19 protein-coding genes and 1 pseudogene are annotated in these 26,317 nt (G+C 70.9%); 9 read left to right on the top strand and 11 right to left on the bottom strand.

Annotated elements, in window-relative coordinates:
• Positions 1-16: 16 nt before the first annotated feature.
• Positions 17-232: a PspC domain-containing protein gene (locus ACGFMK_RS01920; RefSeq protein ID WP_323324260.1), complete on the bottom strand. Its 216-nt coding sequence runs from the start codon at positions 230-232 to the stop codon at positions 17-19.
• A 183-nt stretch (positions 233-415) separates the two neighbouring features.
• On the opposite strand from ACGFMK_RS01920, the pseudogene ACGFMK_RS01915 reads away from it, so the two are divergent.
• Positions 416-517 (top strand): annotated as a pseudogene (locus tag ACGFMK_RS01915) (DNA polymerase beta superfamily protein); the annotation flags it as partial.
• 417 nt (positions 518-934) lie between these two features.
• On the opposite strand, the gene ACGFMK_RS01910 reads toward ACGFMK_RS01915, so the two are convergent.
• The 4 genes from ACGFMK_RS01910 to ACGFMK_RS01895 all read right to left on the bottom strand — a co-directional run bounded on the left by ACGFMK_RS01910 (position 935) and on the right by ACGFMK_RS01895 (position 6,791).
• A complete protein-coding gene (locus tag ACGFMK_RS01910) occupies positions 935-1,867 on the bottom strand; it encodes an o-succinylbenzoate synthase (RefSeq protein WP_392756929.1) in 933 nt (310 codons plus the stop codon).
• A 638-nt stretch (positions 1,868-2,505) separates the two neighbouring features.
• The gene (locus ACGFMK_RS01905) at positions 2,506-3,351 is read right to left on the bottom strand and encodes a DUF72 domain-containing protein (protein WP_392756927.1); all 846 of its coding nucleotides are present in this window, start codon (positions 3,349-3,351) and stop codon (positions 2,506-2,508) included.
• Between the two features lie 457 nt (positions 3,352-3,808).
• Positions 3,809-4,570, bottom strand: a complete 762-nt coding sequence (locus ACGFMK_RS01900; RefSeq protein ID WP_323324256.1) for a DUF4253 domain-containing protein — start codon at positions 4,568-4,570, stop codon at positions 3,809-3,811.
• Positions 4,571-5,144: 574 nt separating this feature from the next.
• Positions 5,145-6,791 carry a DNA repair helicase XPB gene (locus tag ACGFMK_RS01895; protein ID WP_392756923.1) on the bottom strand — a complete coding sequence of 549 codons (1,647 nt, stop codon included), beginning with the start codon at positions 6,789-6,791 and terminating at the stop codon, positions 5,145-5,147.
• A gap of 89 nt (positions 6,792-6,880) precedes the next feature.
• Between ACGFMK_RS01895 and ACGFMK_RS01890 the strand changes: the two genes are divergently transcribed.
• A complete protein-coding gene (locus ACGFMK_RS01890; protein ID WP_392756920.1) occupies positions 6,881-7,525 on the top strand; it encodes a hypothetical protein in 645 nt (214 codons plus the stop codon).
• Here the strand turns inward: ACGFMK_RS01890 and ACGFMK_RS01885 are convergent.
• Positions 7,522-8,904, bottom strand: coding sequence for an FAD-dependent oxidoreductase (locus tag ACGFMK_RS01885; protein WP_392756917.1), 1,383 nt, complete (start codon positions 8,902-8,904; stop codon positions 7,522-7,524). The genes ACGFMK_RS01890 and ACGFMK_RS01885 overlap by 4 nt on opposite strands.
• Before the next feature lie 51 nt (positions 8,905-8,955).
• On the bottom strand, positions 8,956-9,921 hold the full coding sequence (locus ACGFMK_RS01880; protein ID WP_392756913.1) for an ABC transporter substrate-binding protein: 966 nt from the start codon (positions 9,919-9,921) through the stop codon (positions 8,956-8,958).
• Positions 9,922-10,107: 186 nt separating this feature from the next.
• Between ACGFMK_RS01880 and ACGFMK_RS01875 the strand changes: the two genes are divergently transcribed.
• From ACGFMK_RS01875 to mdlC, 6 genes are all read left to right on the top strand, one after another.
• Positions 10,108-12,858, top strand: coding sequence for a nitrate- and nitrite sensing domain-containing protein (locus ACGFMK_RS01875; protein ID WP_392756910.1), 2,751 nt, complete (start codon positions 10,108-10,110; stop codon positions 12,856-12,858).
• A 12-nt stretch (positions 12,859-12,870) separates the two neighbouring features.
• Positions 12,871-13,548 carry a copper homeostasis protein CutC gene (locus ACGFMK_RS01870; protein ID WP_392756907.1) on the top strand — a complete coding sequence of 226 codons (678 nt, stop codon included), beginning with the start codon at positions 12,871-12,873 and terminating at the stop codon, positions 13,546-13,548.
• A 421-nt stretch (positions 13,549-13,969) separates the two neighbouring features.
• Entirely contained in the window at positions 13,970-14,182 is a 213-nt protein-coding gene (locus ACGFMK_RS01865) for a hypothetical protein (protein WP_392756904.1), read from the top strand.
• A 47-nt stretch (positions 14,183-14,229) separates the two neighbouring features.
• Positions 14,230-15,183 carry a hypothetical protein gene (locus tag ACGFMK_RS01860; RefSeq protein ID WP_392756901.1) on the top strand — a complete coding sequence of 318 codons (954 nt, stop codon included), beginning with the start codon at positions 14,230-14,232 and terminating at the stop codon, positions 15,181-15,183.
• Between the two features lie 304 nt (positions 15,184-15,487).
• Complete coding sequence (locus tag ACGFMK_RS01855; RefSeq protein ID WP_392756898.1) at positions 15,488-17,134, top strand: protease pro-enzyme activation domain-containing protein; 1,647 nt, start codon at positions 15,488-15,490, stop codon at positions 17,132-17,134.
• Positions 17,135-17,243: 109 nt separating this feature from the next.
• Positions 17,244-18,830 (top strand): benzoylformate decarboxylase, encoded by a 1,587-nt coding sequence (gene mdlC, locus ACGFMK_RS01850; RefSeq protein WP_392756895.1) that lies wholly within the window; start codon positions 17,244-17,246, stop codon positions 18,828-18,830.
• A gap of 70 nt (positions 18,831-18,900) precedes the next feature.
• On the opposite strand, the gene ACGFMK_RS01845 is transcribed toward mdlC, so the two are convergent.
• From ACGFMK_RS01845 to ACGFMK_RS01830, 4 genes are read right to left on the bottom strand one after another with little or no spacing between them, the layout of a single operon-like run.
• Positions 18,901-19,764 (bottom strand): ABC transporter ATP-binding protein, encoded by an 864-nt coding sequence (locus ACGFMK_RS01845; protein ID WP_392756892.1) that lies wholly within the window; start codon positions 19,762-19,764, stop codon positions 18,901-18,903.
• Positions 19,765-19,781: 17 nt separating this feature from the next.
• Positions 19,782-20,615 (bottom strand): ABC transporter permease, encoded by an 834-nt coding sequence (locus tag ACGFMK_RS01840; RefSeq protein WP_392756888.1) that lies wholly within the window; start codon positions 20,613-20,615, stop codon positions 19,782-19,784.
• On the bottom strand, positions 20,612-21,382 hold the full coding sequence (locus ACGFMK_RS01835; RefSeq protein WP_392756886.1) for an ABC transporter permease: 771 nt from the start codon (positions 21,380-21,382) through the stop codon (positions 20,612-20,614). Before ACGFMK_RS01835 ends, ACGFMK_RS01840 begins: the two co-directional genes overlap by 4 nt.
• Before the next feature lie 7 nt (positions 21,383-21,389).
• Positions 21,390-22,421, bottom strand: coding sequence for an ABC transporter substrate-binding protein (locus ACGFMK_RS01830; protein ID WP_392756884.1), 1,032 nt, complete (start codon positions 22,419-22,421; stop codon positions 21,390-21,392).
• A gap of 701 nt (positions 22,422-23,122) precedes the next feature.
• Here ACGFMK_RS01830 and ACGFMK_RS01825 point away from each other — a divergent pair.
• Positions 23,123-26,317 (top strand): nitrate- and nitrite sensing domain-containing protein, encoded by a 3,195-nt coding sequence (locus ACGFMK_RS01825; RefSeq protein WP_392756880.1) that lies wholly within the window; start codon positions 23,123-23,125, stop codon positions 26,315-26,317.

The following is a 26,317-nucleotide window of genomic DNA, read 5'->3' as shown; positions in this document are numbered from 1 at the left end:
TCGGCGCCCGCCCCGGTCAGGAGTCTTCTTCGGGCGTCAGGATCGCGGCCGCGATGTAGATCGGGATGGCGATGCCGACGGAGAGGAAAACGGCGGCGACGAGCCCGATGCGCAGCACGTTCGCGTCGATGCCGAGGTACTGGGACCAGCCACCGCAGACGCCGGTGAGCATCTTGTCGGTACGGCTGCGGCGGACCTTCTTGGTTTCCGGGGTGTACACGCTGTTCGTCATGCACCAATGTTCGCCCGCCGGGGGCGCCGGGCACATCGGGAAGGGCCCGGATCCGGACCCTGAACTCGGCCTCGGGGAAAACCAGGTGCCCACCCGGATCCGGGGCCGGTACACCTTCGGACCAGGGAACACGACAGCCCCGAGTTCACCGAGCAGTACGTCTACCGCACCCATCCGGAAGGTGTGCGCTCCGGACCCGGCGACCTCGACCTCAGCGTCTACTCGCTGCGCAAGTGGGTCCGGCTGGCGCCGAGCGGCAATCCCCCGATCCTGCTGCCGCTGTTCGCGCCGGACGCGGAGATCGTCCGGATCACCGATCTCGGCCAGGAGCTGCGCGCGAACGATCGTTTCCCCGCAGGCCGGCCCGCGGCTTCGACACGAAGTACGCGACGCACATGGTTCGCCTGGGCGTCCAGGTGTCGAGCTGCTCGAGACGGGCCGGATGACGCTACCGACCGCCGAGCCGTGAGGTTCGTGGCTGCGCGATCTCCGACGGGGCAAGCACACGCAGGCCGAAGCCGTTGCAACGGCTCAGGTCGACGAGTTGTCCCCAGGCCGGTCGAGATGTGGACAAGTCGCCACCGAAAACCGGTTTATCCGGCTTTCGTCGGTGGTCGCCGATACGCTGGACACGGGGCTGCCCCCCAGGGAGCGGCGGGGGATGTCTGGTTCCGCTGGGTGGCTTCGCCGGTGCAAAGCAGGTCAGGGCAACAGGGCGCGGACCCTCGCCAGCCGGGCTTCCCAGGCGGCTCGAACTTCGGCCGGGGCGTCGTAGGCGTCCGTCGGCTCCGGGGGCGTTCGCGGGACCGGGAGGTAACCGTCCACAGGGGACAGTGGGTCCGCGCAGACGTCGCCCTCCAGCAAGGAGATCGTGCCCAGGCCGCACGCGAATTCCAGTTCCGGGAGGGCGCCGGCCAGTGCGAGGCCCGCGGCCAGGCCGACGCTCGTCTCCACCGCCGACGACACCACGCACGGCAGGCCGCACGCTTCGGCGACCTCCAGCGCCCGGCGGACGCCGCCGAGGGGGGAGACCTTCAGCACCGCGATGTCCGCCGCTCCGGCGACCGCGACCTTCAGCGGGTCCTCCGCGCGGCGGATCGACTCGTCCGCGGCGATGCGGACCGACACCCGGCGGCGGACCGCGGCGAGGTCGTCGATCGTCGGGCACGGCTGTTCCGCGTACTCCAGGCCGCCCGCCGCCTTGTCGAGGTCGGTGATCGCGCGGATCGCCGTGTCGACGTCCCACGCCATGTTGGCGTCGACGCGGATCGCGCCCGCCGGGCCGAGTGCGTCGCGGACCGCCTCGACCCGGGCGCAGTCGTCCGAGAGCGATGATCGGGTGTCCGCCACCTTCACCTTCGCCGTGCGGCAGCCCGACGCCTTGACCAGCTCGTACGCCTTCTCCGCGCCGACCACCGGCACCGTCGTGTTCACCTCGACACGGTCGCGGACCGGCGCCGGCCAGCCGAGCTCACTGGCTTCGACGGCCGCGTGCAGCCACGGCAGGCTCTCGGCGTCCGAGTAGTCGGCGAACGGGCAGAACTCGCCCCAGCCCGCCGGGCCGGGCAGCAGCACACCCTCCCGGACCGTGATGCCGCGGAAACGGTTGCGCAGGGGAATCGCGTAGACCTTCATCACCGCCGATCATGCCACCGTCCCACCTCGGGTCATCAGCGCGTTTCCCGACAGGATGAGCCGGTGGTCCTCGATTTCCGCCTGCCGGGGCCGGCCGAGGTCACGTTCCGGCCTAGCTGGGCTGGCCCGGGAGGGCTGGGTCCGGTCGGTGCGGTTGCTGACGGAGCTGGGGCACCCCGATGCGGATGACGTGAGAGCCAAGGTGGCGGCTTTGGTGGGCGCGCCGAGCTGAGAGGCGTGGCGGAGCTGAGCGCAGGGGAATGTGGCGCTGTGGCGGCTGCTCTGCTCTGTGCTTGCCGCTGGCTCGAAGAAGTTCTGCGGCGTGTTGGGTCGACGAGGTCGGTGCGCGAAGTCCGAGGAGATCGTGCGGCAGATTTTGTCCGTAGAGGCAGCCGAGAGTCGGCGAGCTGCAGGTTTCGGCGCACGCGAGCCGGCGGGTTGTGTGGCGCGGAGCCCGGCGAGCTTTCGTGCGCGGAAGCCGAGGTCCGCGGTGCGGCGAGCGGTGAGGTTCTGCTCGGGCGAGGTTGTGCGACGCGAAGACCGCTGGGGGCGGGATGGTGTGCGGCGGACCGCCCGCGTGCCGACCCCCAGTGACAGCACGCAAGTCGGTTCCCGCCTTTCACCCAAGCCGATTGCGCTCACTGTTTTGTCGGCGGGCTCACTCCAAGCAGCTCGGCCAGGGCCTCGGCGTTGCGTGGGGCCTCCACCTTGACGTCGTTGTCGAAGTAGACGTGGACGTCTCGCTTTCCGTTGTCGTGCCAGGTACGGATCTTCTCCGCCCACTCGCGCAGTGCGCGGTCCGAGTAGCCGCTGACGTACAGCTCCTCGGCGCCGTGCAGGCGGACGTAGGCGAAGTCGGCCGTCTGGTCTTCCAGGAACGGCCACTTTCCCGCTGTGTCGGCGACCACCAGGGCGATCCCGTGCTCCCGTAGCAGTTCCGTCGCCGCGGGTTCGGTGAAACTCGGGTGCCGGACCTCCAGCGCGTGCTGTAGCGGCCGGTGCTCCCCGGCCTCCAAGTACGGCTTCGCCTTCAGCTTGTCGTCGTGCTTCTTCGCCAGTTCGGCCGCTTCGGTGGTCGTGCGCGGCAGGAGGGCGAAGAAGTTCACGAGCCGGTCGGGGTCGAACGTGAGCCGGGGTGGCAGCTGCCAGAGGAACGGGCCCAGCTTTGCGCCCAGCGCCAGCACGCCGGACGCGTAGAAGTTGGCCAGCGACGCTTCGACGTCGCGCAGCTGTTTCATGTGCGTGATGAAGCGGCCGCCCTTCACCGCGAAGAGGAAGCCGGACGGGGTCTCGTCGAACCACGCGCGGTACCGCTCCGGGCGCTGCAGCGAGTAGAACGAGCCGTTGAGCTCGACCGCGCTCAGCCGCCGCGACAGGTATTCGAGCTCCCGCCGCTGCGCCAGCCCCGGCGGGTAGAAGTCCCCGCGCCAGGGCGGGTAGCGCCAGCCCGACGTCCCGATCCGGATTTCGGCGATCGTTCTCACCGCCTTCCCGCGTTCGGTGATGCCCGCTCGCCGGCACCCCCAAACGCGCCCGCGCGGCCGCCGTCCGGACCAGTGGACCATCGGACGGGACAGCTGACCCAACTTGGCGGACGGACGTCTCACCGGCCCTTTGACGTGTCTGCTCATCGACCCGCCTGACAGTGGTGGCCCCGCCCCGCCGGTGACCGGTCTCCTTCTCGCCCTCTCATGCCCAGGAGGGCTGTCGGTGTGTCGCAGGCGTGCGTCTCGGGCCGGGTGCGCGCGCCGCGCGGGGTGGTGGCTGTGGGTTGCGGGGGTGTGGTGCCGGGTGGCCGCCGAGATCGGGTGCTGGTGTGGGTTGTCGCGGTGGAAAGGGCTGTGGATGTCGCGCGGGCGTACGCGTCGGGTCCGGTGCGCGCGCCGCGCGGGGCGGTGGGTGTGGAGGGCGGCCGCCCGTGTCGGGTGATCGCGGGGGTTCTCATGCCCAGGAGAACCGCCAGTGCCGCGACTGCACCAGATCCGACGCGTACTCGCGCAGGTTGCCTGGCTGGGCCGCGAACGTCGGCAGGCTGAACGCCCGGTGCTCCGCCGCCACCGACAGCGCCCTGGCCTGGTTGCGGGGCGGGGCCGACACCGACAGCTCGATGGCGTCGAACCCCAGCACCACCAGCGTCGCCCCGAAGCGGTCTTCCCAGCTGCGCAGCACCGCCGACAGTTCGGCGACCTGGTCGGTGCACTTGATCATGCCCGTCCAGCCCAGCAGGGCCGGGATGTCCGCGGGCCGCTCGGTTTGGACCAGGCCGAGCCGGTGCGGGGCGCGCGTGGCCAGGATCGAGCCGGTGTTGCCCGCCTCGGCCAGCGGGTCGGAGCGGCGCGGGCTGCGCTTGGCCAGCCCGGGGAACCGCGCGGTGAAGGGGCGCAGGCAGGCGCCGTCGCAGCAGGAGCCGTCCCACCAGCGGTCGAGGACCATGGCCGGGTCGGCCGACGCGACCCGGTGGCCGGCCGGGGCGAGGCGGCCGCGGTCGTCGATCCAGTCCTCGCCGTTCGCCGCGAAGCGCTGGTCGTGCGGGATCAGCACCGGCCACAGCCCGGACCGCTCGAACTCGGCCACGCAGCCCAGGTAGCGCTCGGGCCGGGTCAGGGGCAGGTCGGACACCCACAGCCTGCCGTGCCACGACCCCGGTGGCAGGGTCTGGACCGGCGGCGCGGGGGTACCGGGGCGGAGCGGTGCGATCGTCATGACGTCCCCTCGAACTTGTGTTCGGCTGGTGCATGTCGAACAGTAGTTCGAGGGTCTGACAATTTCCAGCGTCCGGCCCGCTCATCCGTTCGAGTGAATCCGGAAAACCGCAGGTCAGGAAGCTGCACGAGACGTGTGTGGCGGAAGTTGTTCCTGTGACGATGCGCTGGGCCGAACGGGGACGCCGAGGCCGCCGAACGCGAGCGGCGCGCCCGTCGGGGCACGCTGGGAGCCGTGATCGACGACTTCGCGAAGGATTACCTGCACGGCGACCTGCGAGAGATCCGGGAAGTGAAGCTCGACGGCCTGTCCGAGTACGACATCCGCTGACCGCGACCAACCTCTTCGGCCTGGTCAAGCACCGAGCACGAGACGGATGAGGAGATCACCGGCCGCTACCAGCGCGTCTGGGCGCACTCCGACACGACGATCGCCGCGCCGGTCGACGCGCCCCGGCCACGTGTCCCGGTGGCCGTGGCCGGAAGTCATGCTCTTCCACCAGGCGTTCTGGGAGGCCAGACGCGCGGAGGTCGACCGGGCGGCGAGGGCCGCCGGCCCGGTCGACCCATGAGCGTCAGAGCGGCCGGAGCAGGTCGTCCGCGTCCACGATGTGGTACGCGTAGCCCTGCTCCGCCAGGAACCGCTGGCGGTGTGCCGCGTACTCCGTGTCGACCGTGTCCCTCGAGACGATCGAGTAGAAGTGGGCCTGGCGCCCGTCGCCCTTGGGGCGCAGGAGGCGGCCGAGGCGCTGGGCCTCCTCCTGCCGCGAGCCGAACGTGCCGGAGACCTGGATCGCCACCGAGGCCTCGGGCAGGTCGATCGAGAAGTTCGCGACCTTCGACACGACGAGCGTGCGGATCTCGCCCCGGCGGAACTTGTCGAACAGCTCCTCGCGTTCCTTGTTCCGGGTGGAGCCCTGGATCACCGGGGCGTCGAGCTCGTCGCCGAGCATCTCCAGCTGGTCGAGGTACGCGCCGATGACCAGCGTCGGCTCGCCCGCGTGCTTCTCGACGATCGACTTGATCACCGGGGTCTTCGTCTGCGCCGTCGCCGCCAGCTTGTAGCGCTCGTCGGCCTCGGCCGTCGCGTAGCCGAGGCGCTCGGCGTCGGTCAGCGTGACGCGGACCTCGGTGCACTCCGCCGGCGCGATCCAGCCCTGTGCCTCGATGTCGCGCCACGGCACGTCGTAGCGCTTCGGCCCGATCAGCGAGAAGACGTCGCCCTCGCGGCCGTCCTCGCGCACCAGCGTCGCCGTCAAGCCGAGACGCCGCCGGGACTGCAGGTCCGCGGTCATCCGGAACACCGGCGCGGGCAGCAGGTGGACCTCGTCGTAGACGACCAGGCCCCAGTCGCGCGAGTCGAACAGCTCCAGGTGCCGGTACTCGCCCTTGGTCTTGCGGGTGACGACCTGGTACGTCGCGATGGTGACCGGCCGGATCTCCTTCTTCTCGCCGGAGTACTCGCCGATCTCCTCCTCGGTCAGCGACGTCCGCGCGATGAGCTCACGCTTCCACTGCCGGCCGGCGACCGTGTTCGTCACCAGGATCAGCGTCGTGGCCTGGGCCTTCGCCATGGCCGCGGCGCCGACCAGCGTCTTGCCGGCGCCGCACGGCAGCACGACGACGCCGGAGCCGCCGGCCCAGAACGCCTCCGCGGCCATCCGCTGGTAGTCGCGCAGCTGCCAGTCCGCCTCGTCGAGGGCGATCGGGTGCGCTTCGCCGTCGACGTACCCGGCGAGGTCCTCGGCCGGCCAGCCGACCTTCAGCAGCGCCTGCTTGAGCCGCCCGCGCTCGGACGGGTGGACGATCACGGTGTCGTCGTCGATCTTCGCGCCCAGCATCGGGCTGATCTTCTTGTTGCGCGAGACCTCGGTGAGGACCGCGCGGTCGGTGGTCGACATCACCAGGCCGTGGGCCGGGTGGTTGGCGATCTGCAGCCGCCCGAACCGGCCCATGACGTCGACGACGTCGATCAGCAGCGGCTGCGGCACCGGGAAGCGCGAGTACGTCGTCAGCGCGTCGACGACCTGCTCGGCGTCGTGTCCCGCGGCGCGCGCGTTCCACAAGGCCAGGGGGGTGATGCGGTAGGTGTGGACGTGCTCCGGGGCGCGTTCGAGCTCGGCGAACGGCGCGATCGCGACGCGCGCGTCGTCGGCCTGGGGGTTGTCGACCTCCAGGAGCACGGTCTTGTCGGACTGGACGATCAGCGGGCCATCAGTCACAACTACTGTTATACGTGCCTCGCTCCGGCCCGCTCCTGTCGCGGGTCCGCCGGTGGGACGATATGCCGAGGGGATCACTGGAGGGCACGTTGACCACACCACCGTCCGACGACAACCCGTTCCGGACGCCGGACTACGCGACGACGCCGCGGTCCGTGCCGATGCCGGGGGCGCCGATGCCGGGGGCACCGCAGCAGCCGGGGATTCCGCACTGGTTCAGCGTGAAGGTGCGGATCACGCTCATCGCGTGCGTCGTCCTCGCGCTGGCGATCGGCTCGCTGGGCGCGCTGAGCATCGTGTGGATCCACCAGGCCGGGCCGCCGTCGGACGGCGACTGCCTCTACCTGTCGCGGGAGAGCGGCGACAACCTCGCCTACCACCGCGTCGGCTGCGGTGAGAACAGCGCCACGTTCAAGGTCGAAGACAGCTACCGCGGTGCTTTCCGCTGCGGTGGCGGCGACTACGTGCGGTTCCAGATCACCGGCACCGGGTCGAGCACCGAGCGGACCCTCTGCCTGGCCCTGAACGTCGACCCCGGTGACTGCCTGCGCGACGTCGACGACGAGGCCACGGTCAGCAAGGTGAGCTGCACCGACCCCACGGCCCAGGAACGCGTCGAGGTCCTCTCCGGCTACCAGCGCGACGACAAGTGCGAAGGCGCCGACAAGGTCCTGTCCTACGTCGGCCCGCCGTCCCGCACGGTGTGCCTGATCCAGACCGGCGAGAACATCTAGCCGAACCACCGGCCCAGCTCGCCGGGCTCGGCGGCGTAGCCGTCGGGGCGGACCAGCAGCAGCCGGCCGCGGTACCCGGCGTCGTCGGTGGCCGCGCGCACGAAGCCGACCTGGCCCGTGAAGCCGGCCGGTTCCGGGTGGTCGCCGAGGTCGAGGAGCAGGCCGCGGCCGCTGTGCAGGAGCGCGGAGAGCCGGGTCGCGCCGCCGTCCGTCGTCAGGTCGAGGTCCGGGACGCGCCACGCGCCGGGGTAGCCCTGGGCGAGCCCGGACATGAGCCCGCTGAAGTAGCGGTTCCCGTCCGGTGTCCGCATCAGGTCGACGACGATCTCGCGCAGCGCTTCGACGTTCTCGCTGCGGTCCGGCGCCGTGAACACGCGCTGCGCGGCCGTGTGCCGCAGCACCCGCCCGGCCGCCGGGTGGCGTTCGTCGTGGTAGCTGTCGAGCAGCCCGGACGGCGCCGTGCCGCGGACGGTCGCGGCCAGCTTCCAGCCGAGGTTCATCGCGTCCTGGACGCCGAGGTTGAGCCCCTGGCCGCCGAGCGGCGGGTGGATGTGCGCGGCGTCGCCCGCGAAGAGCACACGGCCGTGCCGGTAGCGCTCCAGCTGCCGTGTGGCGTCGTTGAACCGCGAAGCGCCGTACAGCTCGCCCAGGCGCGTCTCGACGCCGTACAGGGCCGTCAGGGCCTTGGTGACCTCGGCGTCCGTCACCGGTGCTTCACGGCCGGGCTGCTCCGCCGTGGCGCCGAAGACGAACCGGTGGGTGCCGTCGCCGAGCGGGGTGAGCATCGCCCAGTACCCGTTCGCCTGGCGCGTCACCTGGCTGAAGTGCGCCACCCGCGGCGGGACGAGGTCGGACGCCGACGCGAGCCGGAGGTGCGCGAGCGTGGCGACGTGGGTCCCGGTGCGGCCGGGGAAGGGCAGGCCGAGCAGCTTGCGGACGGTGCTGTGCGCACCGTCGCAGGCCACCAGCCAGCCGGCCCGGAGCCCGTCGACGGTGACGCCGTCCTCATCGGCTTCGACGGCGCGCACCTCGTGGCCGCGCCGGATGACCGCGCCGTGCTTGACGGCGTGTTCGGCCAGCATCGCCTCGACGTCGTCCTGGCTCCGGTTGAGCACCCGCGGGTGGCGGGTGCGCCAGACGCGGTGGTCCAGCTCGACCGGGAGCCCGGCGAAGTGGCCGTTCAGGCCCTCGGCCGCGCCGTCCGCCGGGTCGAGGCCACGCAGGTCCAGCAGCTCGGCGGTCCGCGGCTGCAGCCCGCCGGCCCGTGGCAGGCCCGGCCCGTCGCGGCGGTCCAGGACGGTCACCGAAACCCCGGCGAGGGCGAGTTCGGCCGCGGTGGTCAGGCCGGCCGGCCCGGCGCCGGCGACAAGGACGTCCATCGTGCACTCCTCAAGTAGACTGAGTGCAAAAGTAGACCAAGTGAAGAAAAGTTAGTAACTGTTTTGATCGGGCAGGAGCGACTGGACGTCGAGGCGGTTCGCCAGCTGGCCCGAGTTGTGCATCAGGTCCGCCACGCGCTGGAGCCGGATGCCGTTGAGCGACACCGGGTACGAGCCGAGGGAGATCAACGACGCCGTCGTCGTGTCGATGTCGGAGAACGTCGGGAGCGAGTCGCGGACGATGGCCGGGTCGGACGCGCTCTGCTGGGCCGCGCCCAGCGCCGTGCGGAACGCCGCGAGCGTGCGCGGGTTGGCCTCCGCGAACGGCTTCGCGGCCGCGTAACCGGACAGCGGGAAGTCGAGCGTCGCCCCGCGGGCGCCGTCGGCGAGGATGTGTGCGCCCAGGTCCTTCTCGGCGCGGGTGATGTACGGCTCGGCCATCAGCGCCGCGTCCGCGTCGCCCGCCTGCAGCGACTGCGGCATCTGGTCGAACGGCACCTGCTTGAACTTGATCTTCGCGACGTCGACGCCCGCGGTGCCCAGCACCGAGCGCGCGGCGAGCGCACCGATGTCGTCGAGCATGTTGACGGCGATCTCCGGGGCCTTCTTGGCCGTCGGCACGGTGTAGTCGGAACCCGGCAACGTGACCAAGGCCATGGTGTTCGGGCCGGACGTGTACGCCTCGCCCTGCAGTTGCAGGGGCTGGCCGCCGGCCGCCGCGCGGAACATCGCGATGTCGCTGGCGAACGTGACGTCGAGGTCGCCGGAGGCCAGCTTGGCCAGGCCGTCACCGGCGCCGAGCTCCACGAGCTGCACCTTCAGGCCCGCCGGGCCGAACTTCCCGGCCCCGACGGCGATGCGCAGCGGGGCCGTGTCGATGGCGTTGCCCACACCGACACGCAGAGTGGTCCGTTCCAATGGCGGTGGCGCGGCCGTCGAACCGGAATTGAACAGGCTGCAGCCCGAAGTCGCCAGCAGCGCCGCTACCAGCGGAATCGTCAGTCTGCGTCTGATCATGAACCTTCACCTACCGCGAGAATCTGGTTCTCGTGCTGGATCGTATGGTCCGCGCCCCATACGATCGCGGGCAGGGCCGTATCGCGCCAGCGCGGCTTTCGGATCTTCATGAAGCGGGCTACCGTTCAGTAGGTTCGAGGTGTCGGTAGGTCCGCGGGTTCCTCCCGCGGTGGAAAAGGAAACCAGGTGACCCGTCGCGACAAGCGTCCCCGCAAGGGTGGCGAGGCGGCGGATCCGCGTCCGGCCGGTGGCCGCTGGCGACTGCGGAACTGGCGCCTCGGCACCAAGCTCTTCGCCGTCCTGCTCATTCCCGCGCTGGCGGTGATCGCGCTCGTCGGCCTCCGGATCAGTTCGGACCTGCGTGACGCGCAGCAGCTCGCGGAGTTCGCCACGCGCGGCCGCGTCGACAGCACCGTCGCCGAAGCCATCCACGAACTCCAGCGCGAGCGCGACCTCACCGTCCGGTTCGTCGCGCAGAACCGCCAGGGTGACACCGCCGACCTCGCCGGCCAGCGCAAACGCGTCGACCAGGCGATCGGGACGTTCGAACGGACGCTGGCCGACAGCAAGCCCCGCCTCGACGCGAAGGCCGCGGACAGCCTGCAGCAGACCGACGACCGGCTGCGCGTGCTCGGCGGCCTCCGGTTCTCCGCGGAGCACTCCGCGTTCCCGGCCGACGCCGTGCTGCGCTCCTACAGCGAGCTGATCTCCGGCCTGCTCGACATCAGCGACTCGGCCGCCGCCGACGTCTCGGACCCCGAGCTCGCGCGGTTGCGCTTGGCGGGCAACGCACTGGCCCGGATCAAGGACCAGATGTCGGTCAAGCGCGCGGTGATGGCGGAGGCGCTCGCCGAGGGCACGCTGAGCCGCGACCGCACGCGCGCGCTGCTCGGCGCGGAAGCCGAGCTCGACGCCGCGCACAACGACTACCGCACCTTCGCGACCCCTGACCAGCAGCGGATGTTCGACGACACGGTGATCGGCCTGGTCGTCGACATCGGCAACGACATCGTCGAATCCGCGCTCACCCGCACCGAAAACGGCCAGAACCTCTCCGGCCTCGACCCGAACCAGTGGGACACCTCGGCGACGCACACGGTGAACCTGGCCCACCAGGTGCAGCAGGCTTTGCTCGTCCAGTTGCAGGAACGCACCGACACCCTCGCGTCGCAGGCCCGCACCGCGGCGCTCTGGGACGGCGGGGCCGTGCTCGCCGTGCTGCTCGTCGCGGGTGTGCTGTCGGTCGTCATCGCGCGTTCCCTGTTGCGCCCCTTGCGGATCCTGCGCCGCACGGCGCTGGAGGTGGCCGAGCACCGGCTGCCGGCGGCGGTGCAGGGCCTGCTCACCGACCCCGAGCCCGCGCCGGAGAACCTCCGCAAGCGCCTCGCCGTCGCGCCGGTGCCGGTGTTCACCCGCGAAGAGGTCGGCCAGGTGGCGCGCGCGTTCGACGCGGTGCACGGCGAAGCCGTCCGGCTGGCGGGCGAACAGGCGATGCTGCGCGAGAACGTCAACGCGATGTTCGTCAACCTCTCGCAGCGGAGCCAGGACCTCGTCGAACGGCAGCTCTCGGTGCTCGACCGGATGGAGGCCGACGAGCAGGACCCGGACACCCTCGCCGGGCTGTTCGAGCTCGACCACCTGGCGACGCGGATGCGGCGCAACAGCGAGAACCTGCTGGTGCTGTCGGGGCACGACTCCGTGCGCGGGGACGACGGCGCGGTCGCGGCCGACGAGATCGTCGGCGCCGCGCTTTCGGAGGTCGAGCACTACCAGCGCATCGAGCTCGGCCCGGCGCCGCAGGTCGCGGTCCGCGGCGAGGCCGTCAACGACCTCGTGCACGTCGTTTCGGAACTGCTGGAGAACGCGACGCGCTACTCCGGCGACGGCACGGTCACCGTGGGCAGCGCCGAAACCCACGACGGCGACTGGCAGATCGAGATCACCGACCACGGCGCCGGCATGCCGCAGGCCGAGATCGACCGGACCAACGCGCGGCTGGCGAACCCGCCGGACGTCGACGTCGAGGTGTCGCGCCGGATGGGCCTGTACGTGGTCGCGACGCTCGCCAAGCGGCACCGCATCGACGTCCGGCTGAGCGCCGCCGACCGCACCGGGCTGGTCGCGACGGTGCTGGTGCCCGCCGCGCTGATCGTCGAACTGCCACCCCTGCCCGCGCCGCCGCCGCCCGCCGAGCCGCCGGCCGCCCCGGAGCCCGAGCTGCTGGCGCCGCTGGCCCCGCTCACGCAGCCGGAACCGGAGCCTGAGGGGCCGGAAGAGCTGACGCCGCCGTCGATCGAGGCCGGCCCGCCGCGCCGCGCACCGGTGGTGGCGCGCGAGCACGCCCCGGAGTGGCCCACCGCGGAAGACGACATCCACCTGGACTTCGACGCTCCGACCGAGCGGATGCCCGCCTACCGCGACGTCCTGTCCCGCTGGTTCGACGCCTCCGCGCCGCCCGAGCAGCCGCGCCGGGCGGCGGAACCGCGCCCGGTCGCCGAGGAACCGCGGCCGGTCGAACCCGAACCGCGGCACGCGCTGTCCTCCGGGCTGCCGGCCCGCGAACCCGCGCCGGTGCCCCCGCCACCGCCGCCCCCGCCGCCGTTCTTCCCGGTGGCCGCCGGGCCGAACCCCGACGACGAGGACACCGACCCGCAGTTCCCGCCCGTCGCCCCGCCGGCCGTGCTCGCGCAGCCGTCCGCCGCGATCGAGCCGGAGTACCAGTGGCCGACGCCCGCGGAGCTCGAGCAGGAGGACGGCGCCGAGGACACCTGGCCGTTCCTGCAGCCCGCGGATTCGGCCGCCAGCCCGGGAGCGGTGCCGGAGCAGCGGCCGATACTCTCTCTTTCCCCGGAAGCGGTGCGCGAACGGATGACGAGCCTGCAGGGCGGCTTCCGGCGAGGGCGGCACGCGAGGGGAGAAGACACCCGGAACCAGTGAAACGGATGAGGCATGAGCTCGAAGACGCCCCTGCTGGAAGTGATCGCGCTGGACGCGGCGGACGCCGAAGGCGCGCAGGCGGGCGGGGCGGACCGCCTCGAACTGGTCGCGGACATGGCCCAGGACGGCCTGACGCCCTCGCTGGAGACGTTGCGTGACGTCCGGTCGGCGACCGACCTCCCGATCCGGGTCATGCTGCGGGACAACGGTTCCTTCGCCGCCGGCGACATCGAGGGCCTGCGCGCCGACACGGCCCGGCTGATCGACGCGGGCGCACGCGAGTTCGTCTTCGGCTTCCTGAACTTCGACAGCGAAATCGACCTCGACGCGTGCGAAGCACTCATCAAGGAGATCGACGGCCTGCCCTGGACGTTCCACCGTGCCATCGACCGTACGCGCGACCCGCTGCGCGCGTACGACCAACTCGCTTCGCTGGGCTGTGACACCGTGCTCGCCGCGGGCCACCCGAACGGCGTCGGCAGTGGTCTGTCGGTGCTGCAACGGCTCGCGCAGCGTGAGACCGGACCGGAGCTGCTCGTCGGCGGCGGCCTGCGCGCCCAGCAGGTGCACCTCCTGCGGGCGGGCGGGGTGCGCGGGTTCCACGTCGGCAGCGCCGTGCGGCCCGGTGGCTGGCAGTCGCCGGTCGACGCTGAATCGGTTCGCAACTGGGTGGAACTCGTCAAGGCCTGATCGAACTGCGGAATTCTGCGGCGGATCGGAGGACGATAACGAGATCCGCCGAACGGCAGTGCGCACTCCGGTAAGCGATTCCCGCTCGATGAAATTGCATTTCGAAAGTGCAGGAGCCGGACGCGGGTTGCGCGTGCAAGTGCACGCGCATCTCCGGGTTATGACCTGGTTGGCGGCTGATTTGCGGCCGAGCCACTGGCTACGGTTGTTCCGCATTTCGCGATCTGGCCATGTTCAGGAATCGTTCTGCAAGTGCAGGAGGCGGCGCTGTGTGCGCGCGTATTCAGTTCAAGACGAGCTCGTTGCGAGACCGGCAAGAACCGAAGAACACGACCGTCCGGTGGATCTCGGCCGCGTGGGGGCGGCTGAATACCCGGGAATACCGGGCCGCCGCGCCGGGAACAAGCCGGAAGGTCGAATCGTGACCAGTGCGATACCGCGGCAGCGCGGAACCGGAACCCCCGAAGACGAGTACGCCCGGCTGGGGCTCGGCGGCTCGCTCGCCCTCACCGGCCTCCTGGCCGCGGTCAAGATCGCGGAAACCGCCACGGGTGTGGTGCTCACCGCCGCCGGCGTACTGCCCGGCGCCAACCCCCCGAAGGAGCGGCCTGAGGCCTGGCCCGGAGGGCAATGACCGGGAGCTGCCAGTAGCGGTGGCTCTCTAGGAGACGGAGGGCTGCCATGACGGGCAGTGACGGCCGGGAGGACCCGCGCGCCGTGCGTGTGGGACTCACCGACGTGCGACGGCTCGAGGAGGCCGTCGCGGAACTCCGGGCCCGGGACTACCGCTACGGCGGCGGGTCCTGCGCCGAGGCGATCGAGGCACGCTTGCCGGACGCGGCGGAGCTGCTGAACGGCACGATGCGGGACGCGGTCCTGGTGCGGCTGTGCACCGTCGTCGCCGACCTGTACAACCTGGCCGGCTGGACGAGTTTCGACGAGGACCGGCCCGCGGCCGCGCTGGCCGCGTTCGCGCGGGCGCTGGAGCTGGCCGTCGAAGCCGGGAACCACGACCTGCAGGCCAACATCCACTACCGCACCGGGCGGCTGCACCTGCACTACGGCGCGGTCGACGCGGCGCTGGCGGAGTTCGCGCGGGGGCGGGAGGCGGCGCTGCGGGCGCGTTCCCCGCGGGCGCAGGCGATCCTGTCGGCCAACCAGGCGTGGGCCTACGCGAAGAAGGCCGACGTCGCCGCGGCGCTGACGTACCTGCGCCGCGCCCGTACCGAGTTCGCGGCCGCCGACGAGACCGAGGTGTCGCCGTGGGCCGCGTTCTTCGGGGCCAACGACATGGCGGCGATGGCCGGCACGGTGCACGGGGAGCTGGCCCAGGTGGTCGACGTGCGGCACGGCCGCGACGGGATCCGCGCGCTCACCGACGCGATCGCCGGTTACGGCCCCGACATGACGCGAAGCCGGGGCCTGACGGTGATCTGGCTGGCCACCGTGCACGCGCTGGACGGCGATCTCGACGTCGCCGCCCGCACCGGGCAGGAGGCCATCGAGCTGGCCGGCGCGCTGCGGTCACCGCGGACACGGCAGCGGCTGCGCACGCTCTCGGCCGCGGCCCGCCGCTTCACCGGCGACGCGCACGCCCGGGAGATCGTCGAGCGCATCGACGAGCTACCGCACTGACATTCCTCCTGGAGCGGCCAGCACGACGCCTCGAAGCGGCCAAGGCGGTGCCCGGAGCGGGATCTCGGCGCGGGTGGCGAACGCCGGAACCGGCATTGCCTGAACTCCGTACCGATATCCCGACACTTCGGACAATAATCGGATTGCCATGAAGAGGTAAACCCGCCGGAAAACGAAAATGGGAACCGCGAAACGGCAGACAAAAGTAGGTTCCTTGCCGCGAGATCGGCTTCTTATGCTTCTCGGCAACCTGCGGCGAGCATTCCGCGCAGGCCCGGTCCCCACCGCCGAGAGGAATTCTCCCATGCGCTTGCGCAAGCTCGTCGCGGCCGCTGTGCCGCTGCCTGCGTTGCTCGGCCTCGCCGTGGCCGTCCCGGCCGCCGCGGCGTCGGAACCCCTGGTCACGCTGGCCGACTCCGCCGCGCCACTGGTCAACAGCGACCGCACCGGTGACGTCGCCGGCGCGCAGCAGATCACCGCGGCGCTCTCGCTGAAACTGCACAACCAGCAGGCGCTGGAAAAGTTCCTCGCCGATGTGCAGAACCCGGCTTCGCCGCAATACCACCACTTCCTCACACCGGCGCAGTTCAATGCCGAGTTCGGTCCGACGCAGGCCGACGTCGACAAGGCCGTCTCATTCCTCGGGAAGGCGGGGGCCACCGGGATCGAGGTTTCCGGCAACCGGCAGGCCGTCACGTTCAGCGGTTCGGCGGCGCAGCTCGAGGCGGCGTTCCACACCCGGATCGGGACCTACCACGACAAGTCGTCCGGCCGGAACTTCTTCGCCAACGACGCCGCGCCGACCGTGTCCGCGGACGTCTCGGGGGTCGTGGCGAACGTCGTCGGCCTGGACAACCACGCCGTGCGGACGCACTCCGCCAAGGCCGCGCAGCCCAACGTCGTCAAGTCCGTCACCCCGCCGATCCTCAAGACCGCCTACGGCACCAGTGGTCTCTCGGCGACCGGCAGCGGCGTGAAGGTCGGGTTCGTCGAGTTCGACGGCTACAAGAAGGCCGACGTCACCAAGTACGACAGCACGTACGGCCTCTCGGCGGGCACGGTGACCACGGTCCCGGTCAGCGGCGCGAACTACGACTCGGCACCCGGTGACGGCCAGATCGAGGTCGAGCTGGACATCGAGGTCGTGCACGCGCTGGCCGCCGCGGCCAACGACTACGTCTACGAGGCGCCCAACTCGAGCGCCGGCGAGCTGGCGATGTACCAGAAGATCGCGTCGGACCACACGGTCAACGTCGTCTCGATCTCCTGGGGCGCCTGCGAATCCGCCGAGGGATCGAGCGCGGCGAACAGCGTCAGCAACGCGATCGCGACCGGCACCGCGGAGGGCATCTCGTACTTCGCGGCGGCGGGCGACGACGGCACGACCGACTGCTACCGCCAGACCGGTTCGACGGCGAAGGCCGTGGACTTCCCGGCGTCCAGCCCGAACGTGACGGGGGTCGGCGGTACGCAGCTGACCGTGACGTCCTCGAACGCCTACAGCAGTGAGAAGGCGTGGAACGACGGCGCGTCCAACGGCTCCACGGGCGGCGGCATCTCGACGGTCTTCACCGCGCCGTCGTGGCAGTCCGCGCAGAGCACGACCAAGCGCAAGGTCCCGGACGTCTCGGCGGACGCGGCCAGCGGCTCGGGTTACTACATCTACACGGCGGGTGCCTGGGAGACGGTCTGGGGCACGTCGGGCGCGGCCCCGCTGTGGGCGGCGTTCGCCACGCTGCAGAACCAGGTCCACGGCGGCGGGCTCGGCAACCTGAACCCGAAGTTCTACTCGATCGGCAACGGTTCCTCGTACGGCACGGGCTTCCACGACGTGACGACGGGCAACAACACCCTGCACGGCACGACCGGCTTCACCGCCGGCACGGGCTACGACCAGGTGACCGGCTGGGGCTCCTTCAAGGGCTCGGGTCTGTCCGGCCTGATCGGCTGAGGTCCAGGTAGGTCCGTGAAGGCCACCTTGAGGGACGCTGAGTCCCTCAAGGTGGCCTTCACGGCTTTTCGGTGGTTTCATTCGCGGCGCGGACGGCTAGCCTGGGGGCATGATCAAGCGCACGGTGCTGGACGCCTCCCGCGAGCTCCTCCGGGAACTCGGCCTCACCACGGTTTTCGGCAACCCCGGAACCACCGAGGTGCCCTTCCTCACCGACTGGCCGGACGACTTCTACTACATCCTGGGGCTGCAGGAGTCCGCCGTCGTGGCGATGGCCGACGCCTACTCCCAGGCCACGCGCCAGGCCGTGCTGGTCAACCTGCACTCCGCGGGCGGTGTCGGGCACGCGCTCGGCAGCGTGTTCACCGCCTACCGCAACCGGACGCCGCTGATCATCGTCGCCGGGCAGCAGGCTCGGGCGCTGCTCCCGCACGATCCCTTCCTCGGCGCGATGGACGCCGCCGAATTCCCCAAGCCGTACGTGAAGTGGTCCATCGAGCCCGCCACCGCCGAGGACGTCCCGGCCGCGCTCGCGCGGGCCTACCACGTCGCGACGCAGGCGCCGTCCGGTCCGGTCTTCGTGTCCGTTCCGGCCGACGACTGGACCGCCACGACCGAGCGCCCGATCGTCTCCCGCCCGCGGATCCGCGGCTTCGCACCGGATCCCGAGTCGATCGCCGAGGCCGCCGCCGCGCTCGCCGCCGCCGAACGGCCGGGCATCGTCGTCGGCGGGGCCGTCGACCAGGACGGCGCGGTAGAGGAGGCCGTCGCGCTCGCCGAACGGCTCAACGCCGGCGTGTGGGTCGCGCCGATGTCCTTCCGGTGCTCGTTTCCCGAGAACCACCCGCTGTTCCAAGGGTTCCTGGACCCCGAGCGCGGCGCGATCTCGGACAAGCTGGCCGCGCACGACCTCGTCGTCGTGCTCGGCGCGCCCGCCTTCACCTACCACGTCGAGCGCGGCCGGGGTGAGGCTCCGCTGCCGCCGCTGCTGATCGTCAGTGACGACGAGCAGATCCTCGCGCGCGCCTTCGAAGGCACCGCCATCCGCACCACGCCGAAGCTCGGCATCCGGGCGCTGGCCGACGCCGTCGGCGAGACGAGCCGTCCCGCGCCCGCGCCGCGGCAGCGGCCCGCGAAGCCGGACGGCAGCGTGCTCACCGGGGCGTACGTCTACGCGACCCTCGCGGACCTGCTGCCGGAGGACGCCGTGGTCGTCGAGGAGACGCCCAGCCACCGCGGTGCCCTGCACGACCACCTGCCCATCACCTCGACCGACATGGGCTTCCTCACGATGGCCAGCGGCACGCTCGGCTACGGCGTGCCCGGCGCGGTCGGCGCGGCGCTCGCCCGGCCGGACCGCACGGTCGTCGGTGTCGTCGGGGACGGTTCGAGCATGTACGGCATCCAGGCGCTCTGGACGGCCGCGCGCCAGGAGCTGCCGGTGACGATCGTGATCCTCGACAACACCGAGTACGCGGCGGTCCGCATCCTGGGTGACGCGATCGGCGGCGCCAAGCTCCCGGGCACCCAGCTGGGCGGGATCGACTTCTCGGCGCTGGCCGCGAGCATGGGCTGCCAGGGCATCGCGATCACCGAGCCGGCGGCGCTGGCCCCGGCCCTGACGGCCGCGCTGGCCGACAAGCGCCCGACGCTCGTGCACGTCCGGGTCGTCCCGGAGAACTCGACGATCTACTGACGGAAACCGGCGGCCACGGCGGGAAACCAACCCCGCCGCGGCCGCCGAGTGTCCGAAGTGGACTTTCCCGTCAGCGCCGGGACCGCGGCCTGGCCGGCTGCACCTTGGCCTGCTCGGCCATCGCCCATTCCGCCGCGTCGGACGCCGCCTTGGCGGCCTCGTCCGGGGTGCCGCCGTGCAGCAGCCGCGCCACTTCGCCGCGCAGCGTCACGAACTCCAGCGATTCGCGGGTCGCGATCTGGTCCCGGTCGGCGGGCAGGTCCACCCGCAGGTCCGCGACGATCGAGGCTGGCGACTTCGACAGCACCAGCACCCGGTCGGACAGGTAGACGCTCTCGTCGATGTCGTGCGTGACGACGAGGATGGTCGTGCCCTGCTCCCGCTGCACCCGCCGGGTGAGGTCTTCGAGCTCGAACCGCGTCTGCGCGTCGACCGACGCGAACGGCTCGTCCATCAGCAGCAGCGACGGGCGGCTGGCCAGCGCGCGGGCGATCGAGACCCGCTGCTGCATGCCGCCGGACAGCTGCCACGGGTACTTCCCGCCGACGTCCGCGAGGCCGACGTGCTCCAGCGCCTCGGCGGCCCGCTGGCGCCGCTCGGAACGCGAGATCGAGCGCCACCGCAACGGGAACTCGACGTTCTTCTGCACCGAGAGCCACGGGAACAGCGACCGGCTGTAGTCCTGGAACACGACGGCGAGGTCGTCCGGCACGCCGTCGACGCGGTCGCCGTGCAGGCTCACCGTGCCTTCGGTCGCCGGGGTCAGCCCGGCGACGCAGCGCAGCAGCGTCGACTTGCCGCAGCCGGACGGGCCGACGATGCTGGCCAGCTGCCCGGCTTCGACGGTGAACGAGAGGTTGTTCACCGCGGTGTGCGCCTTGGCGCCGGAGCCGTACCGGTGACTGACGCCGGACACTTCGAGCATGGTTGACATTGAGGGCCTTTCCACCGTCAGTCGCGGCCGAGGCGGGCCGGCTGCCAGGCCAGCACCCGTCGTTCCGCGGCCAGGAAGATCGTGTTGAAGACGTAGCCGAGGATCCCGAGCAGCACCAGCCAGGACCACATGGTCGGGAAGTCGAAGTCCTGCTGGGCGTTCAGCAATGAACGCCCGATGCCGAAGGAGGAGCCGACCAGTTCGGAGACCACCATCAGGAGCAGCGCGATGGACAGGCTCACCCGCAGCCCGGCGAAGATCTTCGGCGCGGCCGCGGGGAGCACGACCATGCTGATCCAGTACGCCTTGGGCGTGCGGAACGACCGCGCCGTCTCCACCTTGACCTGGTCGACCGAGCGGACGCCGTCGACCGAGTTGAGCAGCACCGGCCAGATCGCGCCGAAGATGATCGATCCGATCTGCATGCCCGAGCTCAGCCCGAACAGCACCACGAACACCGGGATCAGCGTCGGCGGCGGGATCGAGCGGAAGAAGGCGAACAGCGGCCCGAGGTAGTCCATCGCCTTCGCAGACCGGCCGACCAGCACCCCGAGGACGATACCGACCACGGACGCCAGTGCCCAGCCGCCGAGCATGTGACTCAGGCTGGGGACCACGTTGTCGAACACCGCGTCGGTGAGGAAGAGGTGGTCCGCGGGGCCGGAGAACCACAGGTTCACCGCGCGGGCCGCGATCTCCGACGGCGGCGGGAAGAACTTGCTGCCGGCCGCGCGGGCGGCGAACTCCCAGAGCACCACGAGGATCGCGAAGAGCAGCCAGTTGCGCAGGACCGCCGTCGCGCCGCGGACGGCGCGCCTGCCGACGCGTCCGGAAAGGGTCGCCGCGGTCACGCGATCGCCTCCCGGTCCACCGTGCTCCAGCGGAACATCCGCTTGCCCACCTGCTCGAGTCCTTCGTTGATGAGGTAGCCCAGCACGCCGGCCACGACGGTCCCGGCCAGCACGAGGTCGAACCGGGTCGAACCGGTGCTGGCGACCAGGATGAAGTTGCCGAGGCCGACTTCGGAGCCGGCCAGGAACTCGGTGCTGACGACGGCGATCAGCGCGATGGTCGCCGACAGCCGGACACCGGTGAAGATGAACGGCGCGGTGAACGGCAGCGCGACCGACGAGAGGATCCGGAACCGGCTGGTCCCGCTCGCCCGCGCGGTCTCCATCAGCACCGGGTCGATCTCGCTCAGCCCGTAGATGGTGTTGAACATGATCGGCCACAGGGCGGCGTACACCGCGAGGGTGATCTTCGCTTCCGGGCCGGAGCCGATCACCAGCAGCACCAGCGGGATGAGCGCGGCGACCGGGATCGGCCGGAGGAATTCGACGATCGCGGCGGTGGCGTTGCGCAGCACCGGGACGCTGCCCAGCAGCAGTCCGGCGGGCACGCCGATGACCACGGCGATCAGGATGGCGATGAACCAGGCCAGCATCGTCGCGACGACGTCGCGGACGAAGGAGGGGTCACCGAGCAGTTGCCCGACGGTCACGAGGACGACGCTGGGCGGCGGGAAGAACGTCTTGCTGACCAGGCCGGTCTGGACGACGACCTCCCAGAGCAGGAGGAAGCCGACCAGACCGGCCAGGTTGCGGAGCAGTTTGGTCACGACGTCGTCAGCCGGCGCTCGCCTGGGGGGCGATCATCGGTGCGGCCTCGACGGCCGTTGTGATGGCACCCAGCTGGAGCAGGAGGTCGGGGACGCGCTGCATGCGCCGGGCGTCCAGGACCGAGCCGTAACCGGGGATGGTCAGCAGCTTCGCGGTGTCCTGGTCGATCTTCGCGTACTTGACGAGCAGCGGCTCGACCTTCGACCGGTCGGCGATCGCGTCGCGGGTGGCCTTTTGCATCGCGCGCTGGAAGGCGGCGAGGGTCTTCGGGTTCGACTGGACCCACTTCTTGGTGGCGCCGTAGCCGGTCAGCGGGAAGTCCTGGCTGGCACCGGTGTTGATGTCGATCACCGGGGTGGCGCCGACGTTCTTGGCGGCCTGGGTGATGAACGGCTCCGGCAGGTAGGCGGCGTCGACCTGGCCGGACCCCAGCGCGGCCGCGATGTTCGGCAGGGCCAGCGGGACCCAGACGACCTTGTCCGACGGCACGCCGTGGTCCTTCATCACGGACTTCGTCAGCAGGTCGGAGGCCGTGTTCTTGGCCGTGATGGCGATTCGCCTGCCGGCGAGGTCGCCGACCGTCTTCACCGGGGAGTTCGGCACGGTGACGATGGCGTTGCTCTTGGCGTTCACCGAGGAGCCGTCGGCGACGAGCTGCATGTCGGCCGCGCCCGTGCTCTTCGCGATGAAGAACGGCGTGTAGGTGGAGAGCGCGATGTCGGCTTCGCCGGAGATCGACTTGGTCATCGACGCCTGGCCGCTGGCCGCCACGACGGACTTGACCTCAAGGCCCTCGGCCTTGAAGTAGCCGCCGTCCTGGGCGAGCCAGAACGGGCCGAGGTCGGTCGTGGGCAGGATCGACACCGTGAGGTTCGTCTTCTCCAGTCCACCGCCCCCGTTCGACGACGGGGTGTTCGAGCTGTCCGAGCCGAGCGCACTGCAGCCGGTGAGGGCTGTGGCGGCCGCGGCGGTGAGGGCGAGCCCGAGCACGGCGCGGCGAGTCCGAACCCGGCCGCTGCTCACGGCGTTTCCAAGCAAGGCCTGCTCCTTGACGACGGTGACGGTGGGTGTACCGAATCCAGCGGAAGTGCGTGACTGATTGTCCGAGCCACGCGGGCCACTGTAGAGAACGTGACAGCCCGCTCACAACGGGTAGAAGCAATACCCGGGAGAGTGGTGCGCGTCACTCTTTAGGATTCTGGTCTAGACCCACTGCTCCACTCGCCGTAGCTGAATACCCAGCGTAGGGCCAGAAACTGGAAAAAGAGATCACCAGCTGTACGTCTACTGAGCGAACGCTGTGCAACATCCTGCGCGTGTTGTCGGGAGGGTTACATCTTCCCCGGCCGTTCGCTACCCTCTGCACCTGCGGGGAGGATTCAACCTCCGATGTAGTGAGAGAGAGTGCCTGGATGGCCGATCAAGACGACCCGCTTCGGTCTACCAGGACACGCTGTGCTTTTCCTGAGAGATTCGCCCCCGCAGCAGAGACCACAGCCAGGCCGGGCACAACCGCCGCGCCGGTGGGATAAGGCCGACCAGACCGATGCAAGACCAGCGCAGGGACCCGACCGTGATGCTCCAGCTGAACCGATTCCGTCCGGGAGGACGGCGTTCGGGCACCCCCGTCGAAGACGATCTTTTCACCCGTACGGGTAGCGTCTCGCGCTGGGCTCCGACCGACCGGCCGTGGCGCCGGTATGCCAGGAGCGTGCGTACGAGTGGCTGAGGAGAACGTGATGCGCCCTGGCGGGCGCTGGACCGACCAGGGCTTTACGAGCACAAACGATGATGGTGGTGCGGCGGTGCCGAACGAAGACGCCGCGGGGGTGGGAGGGACCCCTGCGCAGTCGCCCGGAGGAGATCCGGGGAAGAAGTCCGGGTTTTTCTCCGGCATGCGTGACTGGCGGCTGCGGTCGAAGCTGGCCGCGGTCCTGATCATCCCGACCCTGACCGCGTCGGTGCTGGGGGCACTGCGCGTGGTCGACGACGCCCAGCAGGCGGCGGAGTTCCAGCGCACGGCCGACCAGGTCGCGTTCGCGGTCAAGGTCACCACGGTGGTGCACGAGCTGCAGAACGAGCGCGCGCTGGCCGTGGCCCGGATCGCGTCGGGCAACACGTTGCTGCAGACGGGCCTGGACTCGGAGATCGCCAAGGTCGACCGCGAGGTCGCCGATCTGAAGAACTCCGCGTCCGGTCTCAAGAACGACGACCAGGCGACGTCCGACCGCTACGCCCGCGGCATCCAGCGCCTCGACGCGCTGCGTCCGCTGCGCGCGGCCTACGGCGCGCAGAACGGCCTGCCGGACATCACCGTCATGACGGCCTACTCCGGCATCATCGACGCGCTGATCGAGCTCGGCCGCGAGGTGACCACCGCGGTCACCGACCGGGACGTGCTCCGCCTCGGCACGAGCACGCAGGCCATCAGCGAGGCCAAGGAGTTCACCGTCCGCTCGGACGCCGACCTGCAGATCGCGGCGTACCGGACGACCTTCCCCGGTGACCTCCTCGACCAGACGCGTGCGTCGGCCTCCAGTGCGGACGCCTCGGTCATCTCGTTCCTGGCGAACGCCGACGACGACCAGCGGCAGCTCTACAACGACACCTACTCCGGCCCGGAGGTCGACGACCGGCGGCGGATCCAGACCAACGCCTTCGCCTTCGCCCAGCAGGGTGACGCACCGAGCATCGACCCGTCGGTGCTGAGCAAGGACAGCACGGTCTCGGCGGACAAGCTGCACGCCGTCGAGTCGAACCTGCTGGCCCAGCTGAAGACCCGCGCGGACGACCTGGCCACCTCGGCCGTCAACTCCGCCTGGATCGGCGGTGCCATCGTGCTCGCCGCGCTGGCCGCCGCGATCGCGCTGATGCTCATCGTCGCCCGCCTGATGCTGCGCCCGCTGCGGGTGCTGCGGAAGAGCGCGCTGGACATCGCGTACACCCGGCTGCCCGAAACCGTGCAGGGGATCCTCGACGACCCGGACCCCGTCGGCGCCTCGAAGCGAGCCGTCCAGCCGGTGCCGGTCACCTCTCGCGACGAGATCGGCGAGGTGGCGCGCTCGTTCGACATCGTCCACGAGCAGGCCGTCAAGATGGCCGCCGAGCAGGCCCTCCTGCGCGAGAACGTCAACGGCATCTTCGTGAACCTCTCGCGCCGGTCGCAGCGGCTGGTGGAACGCCAGCTCGGCGTCATCGACCGGCTCGAGGCCGACGAGCAGGACCCGGACCACTTGGCCAGCCTGTTCGAGCTCGACCACCTGGCCACCCGGCTGCGCCGCAACGGTGAGTCCCTGCTGGTGCTCTCCGGCGCCGGCCTGGCCAAGTCCGTGCCCAAGCCGGTGCCGGCCGCCGACGTCATCGGCGCCGCGGTGTCCGAGATCGAGCAGTACGCCCGGATCGAGGTCGGCATCGTGCCCGACGTCGCGGTCCAGGGCCTCGCGATCCACGACCTCGTGCACGTCCTCGCCGAGCTGCTCGACAACGCGACCTACTTCTCCGAGCCGGAGACGAAGGTCATCGTGCGGGCGGTCGTCACCCGCCGGAAGGCGCTGGCCATCCAGGTCACCGACCACGGTGTCGGCATGAGCGACGAGCGGCTGGCCGAGGTCAACGCGCGGCTCGCCGAGCCGCCGGACCTGGACGTGTCGGTGACCCGGCGAATGGGTCTGTACGTGGTCTCGCGGCTGGCCAAGCGCCACGGCATCGAGGTCCGGCTGCGCGAGAACGAGGACATCGAGGGCGGCGTCATCGCCCGCGTCGTCGTCCCGGCGGAGCTGCTCACCCACCTCCGCCCGGGCCAGCGGCAGCAGACCCAGACGCCGCCGCCGGCGAACCGGTCCGAGACGTCGATGTCGCTGCCGAGCATCCCGGTCCCGTCGATGCCCGACTTCGACCAGACGCAGAGCTACGCGAAGACCCCGCCGCCACCGCCTCCGCCGCCGGCCCCGCCGTCGCACCCCCCGGTGCCGAGCCAGGGCGGGCTGGTCCCGCTGGACCAGCCGATCAGCCTGGACGACCTGGTCAGCGGCGGCCGCGCGGCCGGACCGTTCCTGTCCCCGGAGCTCCCGAAGCCGGAGACGCCCGCGTGGCCGACCGCCGAGGACCTGGCCCCGCTGACGCCGTCGGCGAACGGCGACGGGGCGAGCCACAGCGCGGACACGCAGTTCCAGCCGCTGGTGCTGCCCAAGCGCGAGCCGAAGTACGTGCCGCCGGAGGAGCCGCCCCAGGCGCCGCCCCCGGTCCCGGACGTCGGCCAGTCGGCGCTCGAGGACGATGTACCCACCCGGCGGCTGCCGATCTACCAGTCGGTGCTGTCACGCTGGTTCAGTGAGGGCGACGAAGCGGGTGCGGCCGATCCGGTGCCGTCGCAGGCCGACGCCGGCGACGACCCGATGCTGCCGCCGCTCACCGGCCCCGCCGACGAGCCGCGGTACGAGCAGCCCCACCGGGAGCCCGTCCGTCATCGGGAACCCGTCCGCGAACGGGAGCCGGAGCCCGCTCCGGAACCCGAACGGGTGGACGAGCTGCTGCCGACCGCGGCGACGCGGCACCCATTGCTCCCGCCCGACGACGGCTGGCACAGCGCCTCCGACGAAGGCTGGAACGCGGCTCAGTCGCTGCTCGAGGCCAAGGACGAGGAGATCACCCCGGCCGGGCTGCCCAAACGCGTCCCGAACGCCTACCTGGTGCCGGGGTCGATCAACAGCCCTTCGTCCGACGGACCGGCGCAGAACAACTTCGCGGACAACACCGGTGGCCGACCCGGAACGGGTGTGATCACCCGCTCGGCGTCCACGGCGCGGAGCAGGATGGCAAGCTTCCAGCGTGGGTACACGTCCGGGCGGCACGCGTTGAAGGAACGCACCGACGACGGGCTGGAAGGCAGTGGCGTTCCGATGAATGGCAACACCACAGACAGCAGTGAGGAGTGA

Source organism: Amycolatopsis sp. NPDC049252 (assembly GCF_043197175.1).
GTDB lineage: Bacteria > Actinomycetota > Actinomycetes > Mycobacteriales > Pseudonocardiaceae > Amycolatopsis.
Note: the sequence above shows the minus strand (reverse complement) of the source record. Positions and strands in the feature narration are given on the sequence as shown.

Excerpts from the sequence above, each read along its gene's own strand:
- ACGFMK_RS01920 (WP_323324260.1), bottom strand. The coding sequence starts at position 232 with ATGACGAACAGCGTGTACACCCCGGAAACCAAGAAGGTCCGCCGCAGC.
- ACGFMK_RS01910 (WP_392756929.1), bottom strand. The coding sequence starts at position 1,867 with ATGAAGGTCTACGCGATTCCCCTGCGCAACCGTTTCCGCGGCATCACG.
- ACGFMK_RS01900 (WP_323324256.1), bottom strand. The coding sequence starts at position 4,570 with ATGACGATCGCACCGCTCCGCCCCGGTACCCCCGCGCCGCCGGTCCAG.
- ACGFMK_RS01885 (WP_392756917.1), bottom strand. The coding sequence starts at position 8,904 with ATGGACGTCCTTGTCGCCGGCGCCGGGCCGGCCGGCCTGACCACCGCG.
- ACGFMK_RS01880 (WP_392756913.1), bottom strand. The coding sequence starts at position 9,921 with ATGATCAGACGCAGACTGACGATTCCGCTGGTAGCGGCGCTGCTGGCG.
- ACGFMK_RS01870 (WP_392756907.1), top strand. The coding sequence starts at position 12,871 with ATGAGCTCGAAGACGCCCCTGCTGGAAGTGATCGCGCTGGACGCGGCG.
- ACGFMK_RS01860 (WP_392756901.1), top strand. The coding sequence starts at position 14,230 with ATGACGGGCAGTGACGGCCGGGAGGACCCGCGCGCCGTGCGTGTGGGA.
- ACGFMK_RS01855 (WP_392756898.1), top strand. The coding sequence starts at position 15,488 with ATGCGCTTGCGCAAGCTCGTCGCGGCCGCTGTGCCGCTGCCTGCGTTG.
- mdlC (WP_392756895.1), top strand. The coding sequence starts at position 17,244 with ATGATCAAGCGCACGGTGCTGGACGCCTCCCGCGAGCTCCTCCGGGAA.
- ACGFMK_RS01845 (WP_392756892.1), bottom strand. The coding sequence starts at position 19,764 with ATGTCAACCATGCTCGAAGTGTCCGGCGTCAGTCACCGGTACGGCTCC.
- ACGFMK_RS01825 (WP_392756880.1), top strand. The coding sequence starts at position 23,123 with ATGCGCCCTGGCGGGCGCTGGACCGACCAGGGCTTTACGAGCACAAAC.